Consider the following 17644-nt stretch of genomic DNA (forward strand, 5'->3'; position numbering starts at 1 on the left):
CCGCGGCCGCGGGCCGCGACCCTGTCGTGATCAGTGAAGCGGGTGCGTCTCGTCGTTCGCGCGCGCGCTGCCGTTCGCGACGCCGTTCGACGTACCGTTGGCGTGGCCGTTCGCGTGCCCGTTGGCGCCGCTCAAGACCTTCTGGTTGTGGGCGGCGATCGCGCCGTTGATGCACGCGCCTTGCGCCTTCGGATGGGAGAGGATCGCCGAGGGCTTCTTCTCGGCGAGGCCGAGGGCCCGCATCGCCTTGCGGATCTTCAGTCCCCCCCATTCCTTCAGGATCTTCGGCATCATGCGGGGGTTGAAGAGGATGTTCACCGTGAGGAAGCACTCGTAGGTGCAGAAGCACTTCGTGTCGCGGATGAACTTCCGGGTCTCGTCCGCCTTCTGGCTGTACCAGATCTTCTTGAAGTCGTAGTTCACGTCACGGACGTTGCCGAGCTTGCGGTCGATCAGGAGCTCGCACGGCAGGATGTCGCCGTTCGCGAACATGCAGGCGCCGAGCGAGCCGGCGTAGCACGGGATCTGGTAGGTGTTCGTCTTGGCGATCTCCGCGATCAGACGATGACGGACGATGCGCTTCGCGTTGATGAAGTCGGCGAACGGGAACGAGTCGTACCCCGAGAGCGCGCCGGACTTCATGTCCTCTTCGATGAGATCCGCGTACTCCTCGTAGAGTTTCACGTCGAAGAACTTCGCGATCGACTCCTTCGGCGACCCGCGAGTGAGAAGCGTGAAGACGTTGTCGACCTCGAGCTCGCGGCGGAACCAGGCGTAGTTCTCGAGCAGGTGCTTGTCGTTGTGCGCCGAGACGGTCGTCTCGACGTTCACATTCAAGCGCGGATAGTGCTTCGAGAGCTTCTTCAGCTCGCGGTAGGTCTGGACCGAGCGCTCGAACAGCCCCGGGAAGACCCGGATCTCGTCGTGCAGCGCGCCGACGCCGTCGAGCGACACGTCGATACCGAGATCGAGATCGGGGCAGGACTTCAGCACGTCCTCGACGATCTTCAGCGTGCGGGCCACGGTCGAGCCGTTGGTCGGGATGCCGACGTTCCGGACGCCCGTGTTCTTGTAGAAGATCTTGACGATCTCCCCGATGTCCTTGCGGAGGAAGGGCTCGCCTCCGGTCGGTAGGAGGAACATCAGGCTCTTCCCCATGCTCGCGGTGATCTTGTCGACTTCCTCGAGCGTGAGCTCCTGCTTCTTGAACTGCATGCTCGGCGTCTCCCAGCCGGGGTGCGCGCCGTCCGCGAGCAGGCAGTGCTTGCACTTCGCGTTGCAGGCGTCGGCGATGAAGTACACCATGTACGCCGGCATCGCGCCCTTCTTCGAGAACATCTTGCTGCCGTGCCGCAGGTAGTCCAGGTAGCCCATCAGGAAGTCCTCCTAGTACTTCTTACCGCCGAGATAGGTTGCGATGCCGACGGCGCTGCCCGCGCCGGCGGCGAGAAGCTCGATGATGAGCAGGCCGCAGCTCAGCCCCCACGTACGCACCCCGCCGTGCGCGCGAATGAGCCTGAGAAACGTGATGTTTAGCACGAGAATGGTCATCAGGGCGAGAAAATTCGCGACCAGCAGCGTCCGGTTGCCGAGCGCCATGCCGACCAGCAAGAGCAGGACTGCGAGGCCCGCGAGCGGCACGCTCACGATGTACCCCGTCGGCACCGACGTATCATTGGTCCCGATTCCGTCGGCGCTTTTGCGAAGCTTCAGGCGCGCAAGCGACATAGAGCGTAGGAAGTCGACTCGCAGGAGACCCGCGAGGTCGTAGCCCTTCACGTGCTCGACCTCGAGATCGGGAAAAACCTGGACCCGATAGCCCAGGCGCGCGAGCTTCTGACCGTAGTCGGTGTCCTCGATGTTGGGATCGGCGTAGTTGGCGTCGAATCCGCCGGAGGCGATGAAGACGTCGCGCCGGATGGCGGCCGCGGTCGTGTAGAAGAGCGGCACGTCTTCACCCGCCCGCCGCACGTACGTGTAGTGCATCCAGAGGTTCTTGTAGACGCTGCAGAGATTCCGGAACCGCATCGTCGGCGACTGCACCGCCATCAGGCCCGAAAGACCCGCGTCGCGGTCGAAGGCAGCGACGAGGCGCGCCAGCGTGTCGGGCCTGACGACGACGTCCGAGTCGATGAAGAAGACGATGTCGCCGCGCGACTGCTCGACGCCCTTGTTGCGGGCGCGCCCCGGACCGAGCCGGCCGCCGCTCGGGACGACGCGGGCGCCGTGTCCGGCCGCGATCTCGCGCGAGCGATCGGTCGAGCTGTCGTCGACGACGACGATCTCGTACTCGCGATACGTGCTCGCGTTCACCGCCGCGAGACATTCTCCGAGCAAGCGCTCGGCGTTGTAGACCGGCATCACGACCGAGATGCGCGGCGCCGTCGCCGTGAGGCTGGAGGGGGAACCAGTGGGGGGCATGCAGCTCCTCTATTCGATGTGCTCGTGGAGGTCGGCGTAGGGGTCGACGGCCGCCGCGACGTTCGAGTCCATGGCGCTCATCGCCGCTTCGAGCTCGTCCTCCATGCCGGTCACGCGTTGCGGCTCGCGCTCGGCGAGATTCTGCTCCTCGCCGGGATCCTTCCCGAGGTCGAAGAGGAAGCGCTCGCCGCGCGAGGTGGAGATCAGCTTGTACGGCCCCTCGTAGATGACCCGCAGCGCGCGGTTGTAGACCTCGCCGTAGAACGACACGAACTCGGGATTGATGTGCTCCTCCGCGAGGCTGTCGTGCGCGACCTGCTGGAGGGGCGAGCCCTGGACCCCGCCCGGAAGCGGCGCGCCGATCGTCTGAAGGACGGTCGGCAGGATGTCGACGAGCTGCACGGAATCGGCGACGACGCCCTTCGGACGCGAAGCCCCGGGAAGCTTCACGACCATCGGGACGCGCAGCAGCCCTTCGTACATCATGCGGCCGCCGTGTCCGACGATGTCGTGCTCGCCGAGCAGCTCGCCGTGGTCCGCGGTCACCACGATGAGCGCGTTCTCGTAGCGGCCGCGCTCCTTGAGCTCCGCCACGAGCTCGCCGAGCGCCGCGTCCATCGCGAGGATCTGCCCGTCGTAGTTGGCCGCGACGAAATCGCGCTCATCCTTGCTGAGGTTGGCCGGTACGGCGTGCGTGAAGAGACCCTTGCGCGCGAGACGCGCGGCGTCTGGAAGCTCGCGCGCCCAGAGATCGTACGGCGGCGCCGCGATCCAGTGATGCGGCTCGAGATAGTTCATGAAGACGAACGCGGGACGGCCCGCCGGCACCTTGTCGAGCCACGCGAGGGCGGCCCCGTTGATCTCCTGGGCGCTCCGGAACGGCTTCTTCATGAAGGCCGGCGAGAACTGCTGCATGAAGCCGACGACGTGCGGGATGGGCCGCAGCAGAAGCTCCGGATGATCCTCGTAGCGCTGGAACCCCTGCGCCATGCCGAAGCCCCGAAAGAGATTCGCGAAGTTGGCGACGAAGGCGCCCGTCGCCCAGCCCCGGTCGCGCAGCGCCTCGGCGAGCGTCGTGCGGTCGTCGGCGAGCGGGAAGACGCGGCGCCGTCCGTAGATCGCCGGCCCCGTGCTCCAGCCGCCGACGTAGTGCGCGCCGTGCCGGCTCGGATACATCCCGGTGAGCATCGACGCGTGCCCCGGCACCGTCCACTGCGCCGGCGAGCGCGCCTGCGTGAAGCTGAGGCCATCGGCGGCGAGCTCGCTCAAATGCGGCGAGGTCCGGCGCTCGTAGCCGTAGGTCGACATGTGATCGGCCCGCGTCGTGTCCATCGAAATGAGGAACACGTCGGGCGCGCCGGCGGGCGCGACCGCGCGCAGCGGACGAGGATCTTCGAAGGGTGCGACCGAGAGCGGCTTTCCCCAGACCAAGCTGGCGACGACCGCCGCGACCCCCCACGTCGCGAGACGAACGCCGTCCCGCCGCACCACGCAGCCGACGAGGCGGTCGGCGGCGACTCCCACGAGCGGCAGGACCGCGAGGACCAGGACGAGTGCGACGCCGTTCGGCTCCTGCTTGCTGAAGTAGGAGCTCTGCACCTCGGTGATGCCGGTCTTGCCGATGGCGAGCGCCGCCGTCGCGACGAGCGTCACGTGCAGGAAGCCGAGCGCGCCGCTTCGCCGCCCGGCGACCAGCACGCCGATCGCGGCCGCGAGGGTGCCGACCACCACGAACATCGCCTCGGCGAGAAGGCCGGGTGGCTCGTAGACGCGCAGCAGGCCGTACACGATCGTCACGCCGAGCGCGTACGCCGCGACATCGCCGCGCCCGAGCGCGCCGAGGACCGCGCCGACCACGAGACCGCCGGCTCCCGCGATCACGAGATCCAGCGCGAGGACGATCAGCGCCTGGCGGAGCGGGATGACCCCGCCGAAGGCGTAGTTCACGGCCTGCTCGACGAGCCACCAGACGATGCCCGCCGCGAGCCCGGCTCCGAGGCCGCGGACGATGCCGGCGCCGATGCCGACGCGCGTGTCGCTTCCGGTCATGCTTCCTCTTTCTCCCTCAGTCTCCGTGCTCGCCGAAGCGCCACAGCACGCGGAACGTCGGCCGCCGTCCGCTGAGATGCGTGACGATGCCGAGTCCGACGCCGACCATGCCCCAGAAGAAGATCTGGATCGTCACGTTGAAGAAGACGTTGGCGTCGGTCATGGAGATCAACACGCCCACCATCGAGCTGAAGATCGCCCACACGATGCGCCGCATGTGCGGGTCGTGGATCTGGTCGTACCCGCGGTACAGCGCGAGCAGCGTCGCGCCGAAGATCCAGAGCATGAGTCCCCACCCGATCAAGCCGTGCTGACGGATCAGGGTGAGGTGCATGTTGTTCGAAATGTACGGACGGTCCTTCTCCGAGATGGGCGAAACGGCCTGGCGCCGGGTGCTGCCGACCCCGAGCAGCAACTGCGGAACGGGCGCCGAAAACACCTCGTGCGCCGCATCCCGGCGGCGCGCCGCCTCGGCCGTCACTTCCGGCAAAGAGAGTCGGAGGTGGGCGCCGCCGAGCGCGATCATCGTCCCCATGACGACGAACAGAGCGACGATGGCGAGGAGACGATATCGGCTCCGCCAGAGGAACGTTCCGAACGTCACCAGCAACGCAACGAAGCCCATGCGCGTCTGCGTCAGGAAGACGCCGACGAGCGCGATGGTCGCGCACGCGACCCAGAGGTCGCGCACCTCCCGGGTCCGGCTGTGCAGCATCTGCGTCAACAGGAACGGCAGTCCGAGCACGAGGTACGTCGCGAGGAGCACGGGGTTGCCGAGCGTCGACGACATCCGGGCGGCGCTCTGCGCCCCGAGCTGGTTCGCGACCCCCACCTGCATGAGGCCGATCATCGACACGGCGACCGCCGACAAGCCGACGACGGTCGCGATCTGATTGGCTTCGGTCTGCGAGAGTCGCGTCGTCACGATCAGGAAGGTCAAGAAGAACCCCGTCGCGACGTAGTACAGGACGCCCTGAATCGCGGAGGCGGGATCGCCCGAGAAGAGCGCCGCGACGAGCGCGAAGCCGACGAACGCGCCGATCGCGCCGTTCACCGGCGTATCGTAGATGCAGAGTCGGTGGCGCGGCGACCGCTGCACGGCGATCCACGCCGCCGTCACGGCCACGAAGAACTCGAACGGGCTCAGCTTGAACGTGCCGATCTCGAGCTGGAACGGGTAGTGGAAGAGGCCCGGGAGCAACGCGGCCGACAGGAACAACGCGGTCAGCAGGAGCCCCAGGGTCATCCACCGGTTCAACACCTTGATGAACGTCAGAGTGACCAACCGGACGTCGAGCCACCATCCGCGGTTCTCGATGTAGATCTCGTCGTAGCGGAGCTTGTCGCGGGGGTGCGTAAAGTAGCCGCCGCGGACCTGCGCGAGGCCGGTCATACCCGGATTCACCGCGAAGCGCCGGAGATAGCCCGGGATCTCGCGCGAGAGCGTCTCCAGGAATATCGGCCGCACGGGACGCGGTCCGACCAAGTTCATCGTGCCGAAGATGACGTTGAAGAGCTGCGGGATCTCGTCGAGCTTCGCGCGCTTCAGCAGGCGGCCGATGCGCGTGTAGAAGCCGTCGGAGTGCTCGAGCAGGCGCGCGCCGATCCGCTGCTCGGCGCCGACCTCGAGCGTGCGGAACTTGTAGATGGTGAAGGCGGCGGCGCCACGCCCGAGGCGTTTGCCGCGATAGAGGATCGGGCCCGGACTCGTGAGCTTGATCGCGACCGCAATGACGAACGCGAGGGGCGACAACACCACGAGGCCGATGATCGCCGCGAGGCGCTGCCAGATGGGCGTCGCCCCGCCGATCACCGTGAGCGCGGCGGACTCGGCGGACGGACGCGCCAGCTCTGGCGCCTCGATGCTCGGCATCCGCGGGGTGACGGATGCGCTGCTGACGGGAGTGAGCATGCTCATGGATCTCAGGATCCTCGGGCTGCCAGGCCGACGGCGGCCGCGGTTGGCACTGCGGGGTGAGAAGCGACGGCGCGGGCGCGCGCCTGTTGCCACATGTCGTACCAATTCATGAACACGAGCAGCGTCCACAACGGGCGACTGTGGTCCATCTGCATGGAATCGTGCTCGGCGATCAGCCGGCGCACGTAGAACGGCTCGAAGAGGCCGACCCGCCCGAGCGCCGTCGGCGACAACACGTCGGCGACCATGTCGCGCAGGTCGTTGCGAAGCCAGGTCGCGACCGGCACGTTGAAGCCGCGCTTCTTCGCTTGCAGGATCGATGCGGGGACGTGCTCGGCGAGCGCCCGCTTCAGGATCCACTTCTTGTTGAAGCGGCGGAGCTTCACGTCGCTCGGGAGCCGCGCCGCGAGTTCGACCAGCTTGGTGTCGAGAAACGGCACGCGCGCCTCGAGCGAGTGCGCCATGCTCATGCGGTCGGCCTTCGTGAGGATGTCGTCCGGCAAGAAGATGTGCGAGTCGATCGCGAGGAGCTGCGCGAGCCAGTCGTCGGTTCCGGCGCGCTCCGCGGCGGCGCGGAACAGCGCCGCGGTCTCGAGCCGCGGGTCGTGGGCCTCGCGCACGCAAAGCTCGGCTTGCGCCGCTTCCGACAACACCACCTTCCACCAGAAATGCCCGTCGGCGAGCGGCAGAGCGGCGCCGGCAACGAAGCGTTTCGCCTTGTAGTCGAGGCTCACCCTGGCGTGAGAGACCGGCAGCCGTCGAATGACCGCGGGGACGAGGCTCCGGCCGACCACCCCCGGCAGCCGCCGGTAGAGCGCGGCGAGCTTGCCGGCGAGATAGGTCTCGTATCCGGCGAAAACCTCGTCGCCGCCCTCGCCCGACAGCACCACCTTCACGTGCCGGTGCGCGAGCTCGGACACGTAGTAGACCGGCACGGCGGACGAATCGGCGAAGGGCTCCCCGAAGTGTCGCACCAGCGCCGGCAGCACGCGGAGCGCGTCGGGCCGCACGACGATCTCGTGATGCTCGGTCCCGTAGCGGGTCGCGACCTGGCGCGCGAGCTCGAGTTCGTCGAAGCTCTTCTCCTCGAATCCGACCGAGAAGGTCTGGATCCTCTGCGGCGCCATCTCGCTCATGAGCCCGACGAGACCGCTCGAATCGACGCCGCCCGACAGGAACACCCCGATCGGAACGTCGGAGAGGAGATGGCTCTTCACCGCGGCGCGCAGCGCCTCCCGCACCTCCTCGACGTAGTCCTCGGCGCGCCGCGCCGAGGTCTCGGGAGCGAAGCGCAGCTGCCAGTACCGCCGCTCGGCGAGCGCCCGGCCCGGGGCGAAGGTCGCCTGCGTGCCGGGTTCGAGCTTCCTCACGCCCGCGAAGATGCTGCCGGGCGCCGGAATGTATCCGAGCGACAGGTAGTGATGGAGGCTCGTGAGGTCGAGATCCTCGCACCAGCCGCCGGCCATGAGCGCGGTGATCTCCGAGGCGAACGCCACCGCGCCGGGTCGGGTCGCGACGTAGAGCGGCTTGATGCCGATCCGGTCGCGCGCGAGGCAGAGGATGCGCTTGCGGGCGTCCCACAGCGCGAGCGCGAACATGCCGTCGAGATGACGGACGAAATCCTCGCCGTGCTCCTCGTAGAGATGGGGGATGACGGCGACGTCCGAGTGCGACGTGACCCGATGGCCGCGCGCCTCGAGCTCTCGACGCAGCGCCGGCGAATTGTAGATTTCGCCGTTGCAGACCACGACGACCGAGCCCTCCTCGTTGGCGAGCGGCTGATGTCCGCCCTCGAGGTCGTTGATGCTGAGACGGGTCATGCCCATCCCGAACGCGCCGTCGAGGAAATGCCCCTCGTGGTCGGGTCCGCGATGCACGATCGCCGAGCACATCCGATGGAGCGTCCCGTCGCTCATCGGCGTACCGTCACCGTAGTTGTATTGGCCGACTATCCCGCACATGTCAGACGATCTCGAACGAAACGTTCAGGCGCGCGCGCGCGCGGCGGCATCCATGAGCACGCCACGGATGTGTCGCCAACGCTCGGCGCCCACGAGCTGCTTTCCGAGCTTCTTCACGGCGTGAAACGACTGCAGGGTCGCGAGGGCCACGCGGCGGCCCGTGCAGACCTGACGAAGGAACTCCGGCGTGGTGCGTTGCTTCACCGCGATACGCGGCACTTCGTAGGGATCGGTGCGGACCGAAACGAGCCCCGGCTCGCTCGTACAGAAGGCGCGATAGCCGAGCTCCTTGATGAGTGCGCCCATGCCCGGCGCGGCGCTGCCGCGCGGCAACGACGCGAAGTGCACGGCTTGTCCGAGCCCGTCCTCCAGGATGCGCTTCGACTCGCCGAACTCGCGGCGGATCTCGTCGGGATCGGCCCGGTGGAGGAAGGGATGCGTGAGCGAATGGCTTCCGATCTCCATGCCGGCCGCGACCATCTCGCGGAGCTCGCGCCAGCCGAGCGCCCGCGGGGCGCCCACCTGGCTCGCGATCACGAAGAAGCACCCCGGCCAGCCGCGCTCGGCCAGCCGGGCGAACGCGACCGTGTAGTCCGTGAGATAGCCGTCGTCGAACGAGAGGACGAAGCGGCCCGACGACGGCGTCGCGAGCACGTCGACAAGCCGGCTCGGCCGCAGCCCGGGCGCGTCGAGGGCGGCGAGGTGCGCGGCGAACTGGGCCTGGCTCAGGACGTACGCCTGCGCCGCGGGCGCCGGCGCATCGGGGCGCTCGACGAAGTTGTGGTACGCGAAGATCGCGGCGCCGTTCATCGCGGCTCCGCGACGAGGGCGGCGAGGCCGTTCGCGGCGTGTTCGCCGCCCGCGGCGACCGCCGCGTAGACGGCCTCGAGACGCCGCACCATGCTGCGGGAGCCGTAGCGCTCCTCGACGACCCGCCGCGCCGCCGATCCGAGCCGGGTCGCGAGCGCGCCATCGTCGAGCACGCGCCCGACCGCCGCCGCCATGGCGTCCGGGTCGCCCGCCGGCACGAGCAGCCCGCTCCGTCCGTCGGCAACGACCTCCGGGTTTCCGCCGACCGTGGTCGCGACGACGGGCAACCCCATCGCCATCGCCTCGAGGAGCGCGTTCGACATGCCTTCGGTGCGCGACGGCAACACGAACGCGTCGAGCGCCGCCAGCACCTCGCGGACGTCGGCGCGATCTCCGAGCAGCCGCACCCGTGACGCCAGGCCGCGCGCGGCGACGTCGCGCTCGATCTCCGACCGCAGCGGGCCGTCACCGACGACGACCGCCGCGAGCGTGCGCCCCGCGTCGCCGAGCGCGTGGACCGCGGCGATCAGCGTCGCGGTGCCCTTGCGCGGCTCCAGGCGGCCGACCGTGCCGATCACCGGCGTCGCCGCGTCGAGGCCGAGCGCCGCTTTCGCGGCGGCACGGTCCGCGCCCGGCCGGAAGCGATTCGTATCGACGCCGCTCGGGATCACGTCCGTCCGCCCCCCTGCCCGGCCGCTCGGCCGCAGGATCTCGGCGTTCACGACGATGCGATCCGCCGCGTGCACCACGAGATCGGCGAGCCAGCGCTGTACGCCGCGCTCCTTGTTGACGCTTCGCCGCGCCGCGACCATCCGGCAACCGCCCGCGCGCCGGGCCGCCAGGAGCGCGATCGTTCCGGCGCGCCACTCGAAGTACTGCACGATGCCGACACCGTGCGCCCGCAGCGCCGCTGCGGCCTCCCGCACGCAGCGGAGGAAATCGCGGCCCACCATCGACGGCCCGAGGCCGAGCTCGACGAGCGGTACCCCCGCCGCGCGGATCTGGTCCCCGAGCGGGCCGTGCCCCTTGGCGCAGACGACGATCGGCGTGAAGCGCGCGCGGTCGATCAGCCGCAGCACCTCGAGGAGGTGCCGTTGCGTACCGCCGCTCACGAGCTCGGGCGAAAAGAACGCGATCGCGCGGGGGGTCTGGTCAGGCGAGGACGACACGGCGGGAGCTCACGTAGCGTTTGAAGACGACGGTCAGCACGACGAGGATGTAGGTGATGGGATTCAACCACATGTCGGCGAAGAAACTGTAGAAGAGCAACAGCACGAGGCTGGGTTCGAGGGCGGCCGCGATCCAGCGCAGATCCGACGGCGTCGCCGGAGAGCGTTGGATCCACCGAATATCACGCAGGGTCACCCAGTAGAGCAGCAAGAAGAGCGCGAAGCAGAAAATCCCGCCTTCGCTGAGCGCCCAGATGTAGGAATTGTGCGGCGGTCTATAGAACGGATCGTTGTAGACCTGTCGGGCGACCTCGCGGAAGTTTCCGAGCCCGATCCCGAAGATCGGATATTCGAGGAAGATGTCCCATCCGAGGCCGACGGTCTCGACGCGGCGCTCGGTCGAGTGGGTGCCGAGGTTGCCGCCCCGTCCCTGTGCGAACGGATTGAGGTTCGCGATGCGGTCGAGGTTCTCCTGGGGCACGATCGTGAGCATCATGCCGACCATCAGGAAGGCCAGGAGAATCACCTTGATGCGGCCGCCCCTCATCGCGCCGCGCTCGCGGGTCAGGAGGTACAGGAGCACCCCGAGTCCGAGGAAGCCGCTGCGCGACGCGGTGAGCAGCACCGTCAGCACGAGCGACCCGATCACGCCGTAGATGACGAGACGCACCGCCGGCGACTTCTGCGTCTGCCCGAGATACCACCAGAATGCCGCCTGCATGAGGCAGAGGAACGCGAGGCGGTTCGAGTTCGTGCCCATCGAGAATGCCGCCGCCGCGCGTCCGTCGGCGGTCGCACCCGTTGCCCAGCCTGCGAGCGCCGAGGGAACGACCATGACGAGGCAGAGCAAGATGACGGTGATCGCCATCTTGATGTGGCGCTTGGTGGTCAGGAACTTCGCGGCGAGGATGATGAACGCGAACCGCGTCACGAAATCACGCGTGAGCGGCGCCGTCTGATCGAGCGTACGGACCTTGCCCCAGGTGATCCTGAGGTCCGGAAACGTCCAGTACGACGCGAAGGTTCCGAAGAGGAACACCACCCCCAGCAGCACGTACAGCTGCACCTGCCGGACCCGGGCGATCCAGAAATCCGGACGCTGCGAGAGCTCGGCGAGCAGGATCACCGACAGGATGATGCCGAGGACGTTGTTGATCGTCAGGAGCCCCCCGCCGCGTATGGGGGTCGGGTAGCTCGCGAAGAGGTAGTTCGTGAGGAGCAGCAAGATGCCGATCTCGGGTCGCGCGACCACGACCACGAGCAACATCGACGCGACGATGAGCGCGACCGCGGTCGCCTCCTGGCCGGCCCGCGTCGCGACCACCAGGAGCGCCCCGAGCACGGCGAGCCCCACGAGCCCGAGGGCGGAAACGCCGCGACCGCCGCGGGCCGGCGTGCGAGACCCCGGCAGCACCTGCTCGGTCGCGACGGTCATCGCTCCTCGTCGATCTGCGCGCGACGGCGGTCGCGGCTCAGATCATCTCCTCGAGGAACGCCGGCAAATAGCTCTTGCGGCGGTTGAAGAGCGCCCCCAGCATCTTGGTGCCCGCCCGTTCGAGCTGGCGCTTGGCGCGCTGCGCCTCGTCGATGCGCGTCCGGTCCGCTTCGACCACGAAGACGGCTCCGTCCGTGTGCGGGCCGAGGATCAGGGCGTCGGTGTAGACGTTCACGGGCGCGGAGTCGAAGACGACGAACTGGAACCGCTCGTGGAGCTTCTCCATCACCTCCGCGAAGCGGGACGACTCGAGGATCGCCGAGGGCGAGCTCTCGTAGTGGCCGCTCGTGATGACGAAGAGCCCAGGCTGCGCCGTCGCCTGCACGACGGTCTCCATGCCCTGCCGGCCTTCGACGAGCTCCGCGAACCCGCCGTTCCGACGGATCGGGAACACCTGCTCGAGCGCGGGCGTGCGGAAATTCGCTTCGATGAGGAGGACGTCGAGCTTCTTGCGCTTGGCCAGCGTCGACGCGAAGAGCGCCGCCGTCGTGGTCGCGCCTTCTCCATGCTGGGATGCGACGACCATCAGGTCGCGGAGCACCGGCTGCTCCCGGCTCGGCAGAAGCACGTGCGTCCCGAGCCGCTGATAGGCCTCCTCGATGTCGGGCGCGAGGTCGAAATCGATGTGCAGACTGCCGTGCGACCGCGCGCCGTTCGCCTTCGGGGCGCGGCGCCACCAGGAGCGCCGCGGCTGCGGCTCGCCCGCGGCGGGGCTCGGGGCCGCCCCTTCCCGCTCCTCCTGCGCCCGCTGCAGCGCCTCGTAGATCTTGCTCATGACCGTTCGACCTCGACGACGTCGCTGATGTCGGGAATGACCGCGAAGACGGGAAGCTCGAGATACTGCTCGACCTGCTCTTCGAGCTTGAAGTTCCGGCCGAGGAACTCGACGCCGACCGCCGAGCCGACTCCGAGGCCGATGCCGGCGATGAGCGCCGCGAGCACCATCACCAGGCTCATTTGGTTGAACGGCTTCAGCGCGAGGCTGGCAGGGTCGAGCACGCTGACGTTGACGATGCCCTTCCTGTCGAGCGCCTCCGCGATGCGCGCCTCGTCCTGCTTCCGTTCGAACATCCGGTACGCCTCGCGCGCGGACGACACGTCCTGCTCGAGCGACGCGAGCTCGATGGTCTTCTTGCGCAACGCGACCGCGGTTTCCTCGTTCTGGTCACGCCAGTTGTCGAGGAAGGTCGGCAGCGCCTTCACCCGCTCGCGCAGGTCGAAGAGATTCCGTTCGTGGTGGAGGATCTCCTGCGTGAGCACCTCGCGAATGGGGTTGGCGCTCATGCGCTCGCGCCCGGGCACGCCGGCGCTCGCCTTCGCAAGCGCGAGGCGTCCCTTCAAGATCGCGATCTCGCCGTCGAGGTCGGAGACCGTGCGGTCCTCGTCGGTGTAGAGCTGCTTCGCGTTCGCACGCTTGGCCTCGAGCTCCCCGAGCTTCGTCACGAGCACCTGCGCCTCGGGATTGATGCGCTCGGAGTCGGCAAAGATGCGCTCGGGCTGCTCGGCGAGCTGCTGCTTCATGATCTCGAGGTTGCGCTCGGCGACGCTGATCTTGTTGGTCTGCGTACGGAGCACGTCGCGATACCGGACCGCGTCCTTCACGGCCCAGCGGATCTGATCCTCCGGAACGACGATGCGCTCCCGTTCGACGAAATCGGAGAGCTTCCCCTCCGCGTGCTGCACGCGCTCGCGTTGCCGCGTGAGCTCCTCCTCGAAGAACCGCGCGGCGCCGTTCGCCCCGTGCACCTGGGCGTGGCGATCGAGGTAGGCGTCGACGAGCGTCTGCAGGATCTGTTGCCCCTTCTGCGGGTCGCGGGCGAAGAGCTCGACGGCGATCACGTTCGACTGCGGTGTCGGGCCGACCGAGAGCATGCTCCGCAACACGCCGACCTGCTCGTCCGCCGAAAGGTCCGTGTCGGCGCCGAAGATCGGCGTGCCGGCGGCGTTCATGCGATCGAGCACCTGGCGGGAGAGCTCGGCGCTCTTCAAGATCTCGATCTCGGAATTGACCTGCTCGGTGGTGGCCGAGACCGGGAGCGTGATCTCGCGCTGCTCGCCGGAGCTCACCTGCACCTCGGCGCGTCCCGGTCGGATCATCACCTTGGAGGTGCTCTTGTAGATGCGCGGACGCGTGAGGCCGGTCATCAGCATCGCCAGCACGACGACCGCGATCACGACCAGCACCTGCCACTTCCGCTTGAACACCGCGTAGAGCATGAGCTTGATGGCCGCGGCGCCATCCTGTTGCGGCGGAGCCTCGGCGAAGTACGGAAGCCCTCCGCCGTTCGTCTTCATGATCTCAGGTTGCACCTTGACCCTCGTCGCTCACGGGATGGGAATCGGCGCGGTCGCGCCGGCGCGCGACTCGACCGGGAGAATGTCGCGGATGTACTGCTTCACGAAGACGCCCGCGTTGGCGATGCGGGTCGCCGGAACGAACACGATGTCGTTGCCGGAGAGACGCACGACCTCGGGCGTCCCGTTCATCACCACGTCCTCGAGATCGACGCGGCTCGCGTTGTAGTCGCCGTTCGAGCCGCGCGCGATGTAGAGCACGTCCTTCTTCTGGGCCGAGTCTTTGAAGCCCCCGACCGCCATCACGGCCTGGAGCGGAGTCATCCCCTCCTGCACCGTCACGAACCCCGGCCGGTTCACCTCGCCACCGACGTACACCCGTCGATCGCCGATGCCGGTCACGATCACCACCACCTCCGGGTTCTTGAGGTAGCGCGAGGACCGCTGCTTGATGACCTCGGCGAGCTCGAGCGGCGTCATCCCCTCGGCGAGGATCTCGCCGGTGACGTCGAGGCTGATCATGCCGTCGGGCCGGACCGGCAGCTCCTGGTCGCGCGCGTGGTGATACGGGAACTTCACGTTCAGCTTGTCGCCGACCATGAGGCGATACTCGCCGCGCTGGATCGGACCACGCTGCCGCGCCATCACGTCCTCGGGCGACTCGAGCTTGCGGGTGCCAACGCTGCTGCATGCCGCAAGCACGATCGGCAGGAGCCACGCGCCCGCGCACAGCATCCGGATCGCACGTCTCGGGTGAGGTGTCTTCTGGGTCATCGCCGTCGTTTCCTCGCTACCGGCGGAGCACGAGCGCCGGCCTCGACCAGAGGCGAGGCTCCGCCATCGCAGATTGCGTAAGTAGTGACAATCTCTTCACAACCAGCACCACCCTAGCTCAAGTCGGCTGGGTTCACCCAGCCGAGAAATGAATTTCTTGCGATCTAGAGGCGGCCGACGGCCGCGAGAGGCACTTCCACCGAGGTTCCTTGCCGCAGGAAATCCATCAAGACCCGAATCCGGCCCCGCTCGGGACACGGCTTCTCGATGATCGCTACCAGTCCGGCGAAGGGTCCGCGCTTGATGCGCACGCGCTCCCCGGCCCGGAAGGTCCGGTCGGGCCTGATGATTCCGTCTGGACCGGTCTGCTCGCGGAGAAAGTTGACGATGCCACGCCCGATCGGCGTTGGGATCTCCCCGAAGGAGACGAAGCCCTTGATCCCCGGGCTCCAGCTCACCGCATGGTACGCGGCGTGGAGCACGATGTCGACGAAGAGGTAGCCCGGGAAGAGCGGTACCGTCGCCCAATCGTTCGTCCAGCCGACCGGCTCCAGGATACGCGGGCAGAAGGCCGCGATGCCGCGTCGCCCGAGGCTCAGGAGCGCCTGATCTTCCTTGCGAGATTTGGTGCGGACGACGAACCATTCCTGCTGTGGGGTGTGCATTGGCGGAGAGAGAAATCTGGCTTGAAATCGGAGCAAGTTCGATGCCACGGAATCGCGCTAAACCTCGACATTCCACACCTTTTCCGCCACACCGCAGCATCGGCTTTCTGCCTGCTGAGGCGTGGACCTGCGGCGCGAACGGCGAGCCGCGCGCAACGACCTCGGCGCCGAGGATTCAAGCTGTCCGATCGTCCAGACGTTGCGATTCTGCCGTATCGTGCACCGTCGTCAGGTGATGGCCTGACACGGCACCGAGGAAACCGAGTCACACTGAGAGGTTAGGCATGCAGCCTCGCAACGCGCTTGCGCCGTCCCGCCGACATCCGGTCTCCGCTCGACGGCGGGAGCCGTCACGCCGGGAAGCGGCGACGCGGACGCGGATCCCCGCGGAAACGCACGTCACGGGAAGGCGTCGTCGTCGAGCCCCGGCGGGTCGTCGGGCGGCGAAGCCTCGTCGTCGAGCCCCGGCCCCTCCTCGATCGGGAAACCTCCCGCGGCCACGGGCGGCGCCCCGTCGGTCATCCGCGGCCCCGGCAGCACGAGCGTCCTGCCGGCCGCGATCACGTTCGGGTTGTCGAGCCACGGGTTCGCAGCCTTGATCGCCGCGAGCACCCGGGGCGCGGCGCTGCCGTAGTACCGCACCGCCAGATCCGTGATCGTATCGCCGCCGCTCACCGTGACGCGGAGATCGCCGGTCTGCGGTACGCGGGTGGACTGCGCCCGCGCCTCCTCGACGCGGCGGGGCGTCTCCCCCGGTGTCGGCGTCGCGGCGAGCGTCGGCGTCGCGGTCGACGTCCCGGAGGGCGTCGGGCTCGACGTCGGCTCGCTCGTCCCGGTCGCCGCGGGCTCCACGGCGGCGGCCGCGGGCATCTGCGGGGTCCCGGACGGGCGCGGCGTGGCCGTCGCGGCGACGACGGTCGCCGACGCGACCCGCGGCGCGAACGTCCGACCGCCGCCGCGGGCCACCATCAACCCGCCGCCCGCGAGCGCGCCGCCGAGAACCGCCGCCGTGAGCAGCGCGGCCGCGCGCCCCATCCGGCTCGGCGCCCACGTGACCTGGCGACGCAGGTCGCGCATCGCCTCGCCGATCTCGCGCCAGCCGATCGTCCGCTTGCCGCGCGCGTAGGCCGTCACGAGCGCGTTGTCGCAGGCCGCATTCACGAGCCGCGGCACGCCACCCGAGAACCACCAAAGGCGCAAGAGCGCGGCCGACGTGAAGAGGCCGCGCACGTCGCCGCCTGCCGCCGCGATGCGGGCCGCCACGTACGCCTTCACCTCCGAACGCCCGAGCGGCCGCAACCGCGCGCTCACCGAGATCCGCTGGCGGAGCTGTCGGATCTCCGGACGCGCCAGCAGGGCATCGAACTCCGGCTGCCCGGCCAGGACGAGCTGCAAGATCTTCTCTTTCGCCGTCTCCAGGTTCGAGAGCAGCCGGAGCTCCTCCAGCACCGGGATCGTGAGATCCTGCGCCTCGTCGATCAGCACGACGACGTTGCCGCCGCGCGCCAGCGTGGTGAGGAGTTCGGCGTTCAGCGCCTCGAGCATGTCGAGCTTGGTCGCGCCCGGGGCCGGCGGGCGCCCGAGATCCGAGAGGATGAAGCGCAGCATCTCCTCGAAGCCGATCGCCGGGTTGATGACCAGCACGCTCCGCGTCTCGCGCGGGAGCTCCGAAAGGAGCCGCCGCAGCAGCGTCGTCTTGCCGGTGCCCGCCTCGCCGATCAACGAGACGAATCCCTTGCGGTCGACGACCCCGTAGTGCAGCGCCGCGAGCGCCTCGCGGTAGCTCGCGTTCAGGTACAGGAACTTCGGATCGGGGGTGAGATTGAACGGCTTCTCGCGGAAGCCGAAAAACGCGCGATACACGCCGTCACCTCACCGGGAGCGATCCACGGCGGCTCAGCTGACCCGGGACATGCGACGCGATCAGCCGACCAGGGCCTGGTCGGGCTCGCCGCGCTCGCGACCGCGGAAGTCCTCCCGTTGCAGCGTGTGCAGCTTCATCTTGCGATGCAGCGTCGCCGCGTCGACCAGCGCGTGCTTCGCGCTCAGGTTGATGCTGCCGCGATTCTTCTTCAGCACGTGGCTGA

14 protein-coding genes are annotated in these 17644 nt (G+C 68.3%); all 14 read right to left on the bottom strand.

The features are described 5' to 3' along the window. Nucleotides 1-30 precede the first annotated feature (30 nt). Nucleotides 31-1374: a radical SAM protein gene (locus IT293_21610; GenBank protein ID MCC6767256.1), complete on the bottom strand. Its 1344-nt coding sequence runs from the start codon at nt 1372-1374 to the stop codon at nt 31-33. A 12-nt stretch (nt 1375-1386) separates the two neighbouring features. Beyond that, nucleotides 1387-2421: a glycosyltransferase family 2 protein gene (locus IT293_21615; protein MCC6767257.1), complete on the bottom strand. Its 1035-nt coding sequence runs from the start codon at nt 2419-2421 to the stop codon at nt 1387-1389. A gap of 9 nt (nt 2422-2430) precedes the next feature. After that, nucleotides 2431-4470 carry a sulfatase gene (locus IT293_21620; GenBank protein ID MCC6767258.1) on the bottom strand — a complete coding sequence of 680 codons (2040 nt, stop codon included), beginning with the start codon at nt 4468-4470 and terminating at the stop codon, nt 2431-2433. 16 nt (nt 4471-4486) lie between these two features. Further along, a complete protein-coding gene (locus IT293_21625; GenBank protein ID MCC6767259.1) occupies nt 4487-6388 on the bottom strand; it encodes a sugar transferase in 1902 nt (633 codons plus the stop codon). A 5-nt stretch (nt 6389-6393) separates the two neighbouring features. After that, nucleotides 6394-8349 (bottom strand): asparagine synthase (glutamine-hydrolyzing), encoded by a 1956-nt coding sequence (asnB, locus tag IT293_21630; GenBank protein MCC6767260.1) that lies wholly within the window; start codon nt 8347-8349, stop codon nt 6394-6396. A 24-nt stretch (nt 8350-8373) separates the two neighbouring features. Beyond that, nucleotides 8374-9159, bottom strand: a complete 786-nt coding sequence (locus IT293_21635; GenBank protein MCC6767261.1) for a polysaccharide deacetylase family protein — start codon at nt 9157-9159, stop codon at nt 8374-8376. Then, the gene (locus IT293_21640) at nt 9156-10328 is read right to left on the bottom strand and encodes a glycosyltransferase (protein ID MCC6767262.1); all 1173 of its coding nucleotides are present in this window, start codon (nt 10326-10328) and stop codon (nt 9156-9158) included. Before IT293_21640 ends, IT293_21635 begins: the two co-directional genes overlap by 4 nt. Beyond that, a complete protein-coding gene (locus tag IT293_21645; protein MCC6767263.1) occupies nt 10312-11763 on the bottom strand; it encodes an O-antigen ligase family protein in 1452 nt (483 codons plus the stop codon). Before IT293_21645 ends, IT293_21640 begins: the two co-directional genes overlap by 17 nt. 37 nt (nt 11764-11800) lie before the next feature. Then, the gene (locus tag IT293_21650; protein MCC6767264.1) at nt 11801-12598 is read right to left on the bottom strand and encodes a CpsD/CapB family tyrosine-protein kinase; all 798 of its coding nucleotides are present in this window, start codon (nt 12596-12598) and stop codon (nt 11801-11803) included. Then, on the bottom strand, nt 12595-14133 hold the full coding sequence (locus IT293_21655; protein MCC6767265.1) for a hypothetical protein: 1539 nt from the start codon (nt 14131-14133) through the stop codon (nt 12595-12597). The genes IT293_21650 and IT293_21655 overlap by 4 nt, the downstream gene beginning before the upstream one ends. Before the next feature lie 15 nt (nt 14134-14148). After that, entirely contained in the window at nt 14149-14853 is a 705-nt protein-coding gene (locus IT293_21660) for a polysaccharide biosynthesis/export family protein (GenBank protein ID MCC6767266.1), read from the bottom strand. Between the two features lie 203 nt (nt 14854-15056). Then, nucleotides 15057-15557: a hypothetical protein gene (locus IT293_21665; GenBank protein MCC6767267.1), complete on the bottom strand. Its 501-nt coding sequence runs from the start codon at nt 15555-15557 to the stop codon at nt 15057-15059. A gap of 399 nt (nt 15558-15956) precedes the next feature. Next, the gene (locus IT293_21670; GenBank protein MCC6767268.1) at nt 15957-17420 is read right to left on the bottom strand and encodes an AAA family ATPase; all 1464 of its coding nucleotides are present in this window, start codon (nt 17418-17420) and stop codon (nt 15957-15959) included. 60 nt (nt 17421-17480) lie between these two features. Next, nucleotides 17481-17644 (bottom strand): sigma-54-dependent Fis family transcriptional regulator (locus IT293_21675; protein MCC6767269.1); only part of this gene is annotated, 164 nt, incomplete at its 5' end.

Source organism: Deltaproteobacteria bacterium (genome assembly GCA_020848745.1).
In the GTDB taxonomy this organism is placed as follows: Bacteria; Desulfobacterota; Binatia; order UTPRO1; family UTPRO1; genus UTPRO1.

Excerpts from the sequence above, each read along its gene's own strand:
- IT293_21645 (MCC6767263.1), bottom strand. The coding sequence starts at position 11,763 with ATGACCGTCGCGACCGAGCAGGTGCTGCCGGGGTCTCGCACGCCGGCC.
- asnB (MCC6767260.1), bottom strand. The coding sequence starts at position 8,349 with ATGTGCGGGATAGTCGGCCAATACAACTACGGTGACGGTACGCCGATG.
- IT293_21620 (MCC6767258.1), bottom strand. The coding sequence starts at position 4,470 with ATGACCGGAAGCGACACGCGCGTCGGCATCGGCGCCGGCATCGTCCGC.
- IT293_21665 (MCC6767267.1), bottom strand. The coding sequence starts at position 15,557 with ATGCACACCCCACAGCAGGAATGGTTCGTCGTCCGCACCAAATCTCGC.
- IT293_21625 (MCC6767259.1), bottom strand. The coding sequence starts at position 6,388 with ATGAGCATGCTCACTCCCGTCAGCAGCGCATCCGTCACCCCGCGGATG.
- IT293_21635 (MCC6767261.1), bottom strand. The coding sequence starts at position 9,159 with ATGAACGGCGCCGCGATCTTCGCGTACCACAACTTCGTCGAGCGCCCC.
- IT293_21660 (MCC6767266.1), bottom strand. The coding sequence starts at position 14,853 with ATGCTGTGCGCGGGCGCGTGGCTCCTGCCGATCGTGCTTGCGGCATGC.
- IT293_21610 (MCC6767256.1), bottom strand. The coding sequence starts at position 1,374 with ATGGGCTACCTGGACTACCTGCGGCACGGCAGCAAGATGTTCTCGAAG.
- IT293_21650 (MCC6767264.1), bottom strand. The coding sequence starts at position 12,598 with ATGAGCAAGATCTACGAGGCGCTGCAGCGGGCGCAGGAGGAGCGGGAA.
- IT293_21615 (MCC6767257.1), bottom strand. The coding sequence starts at position 2,421 with ATGCCCCCCACTGGTTCCCCCTCCAGCCTCACGGCGACGGCGCCGCGC.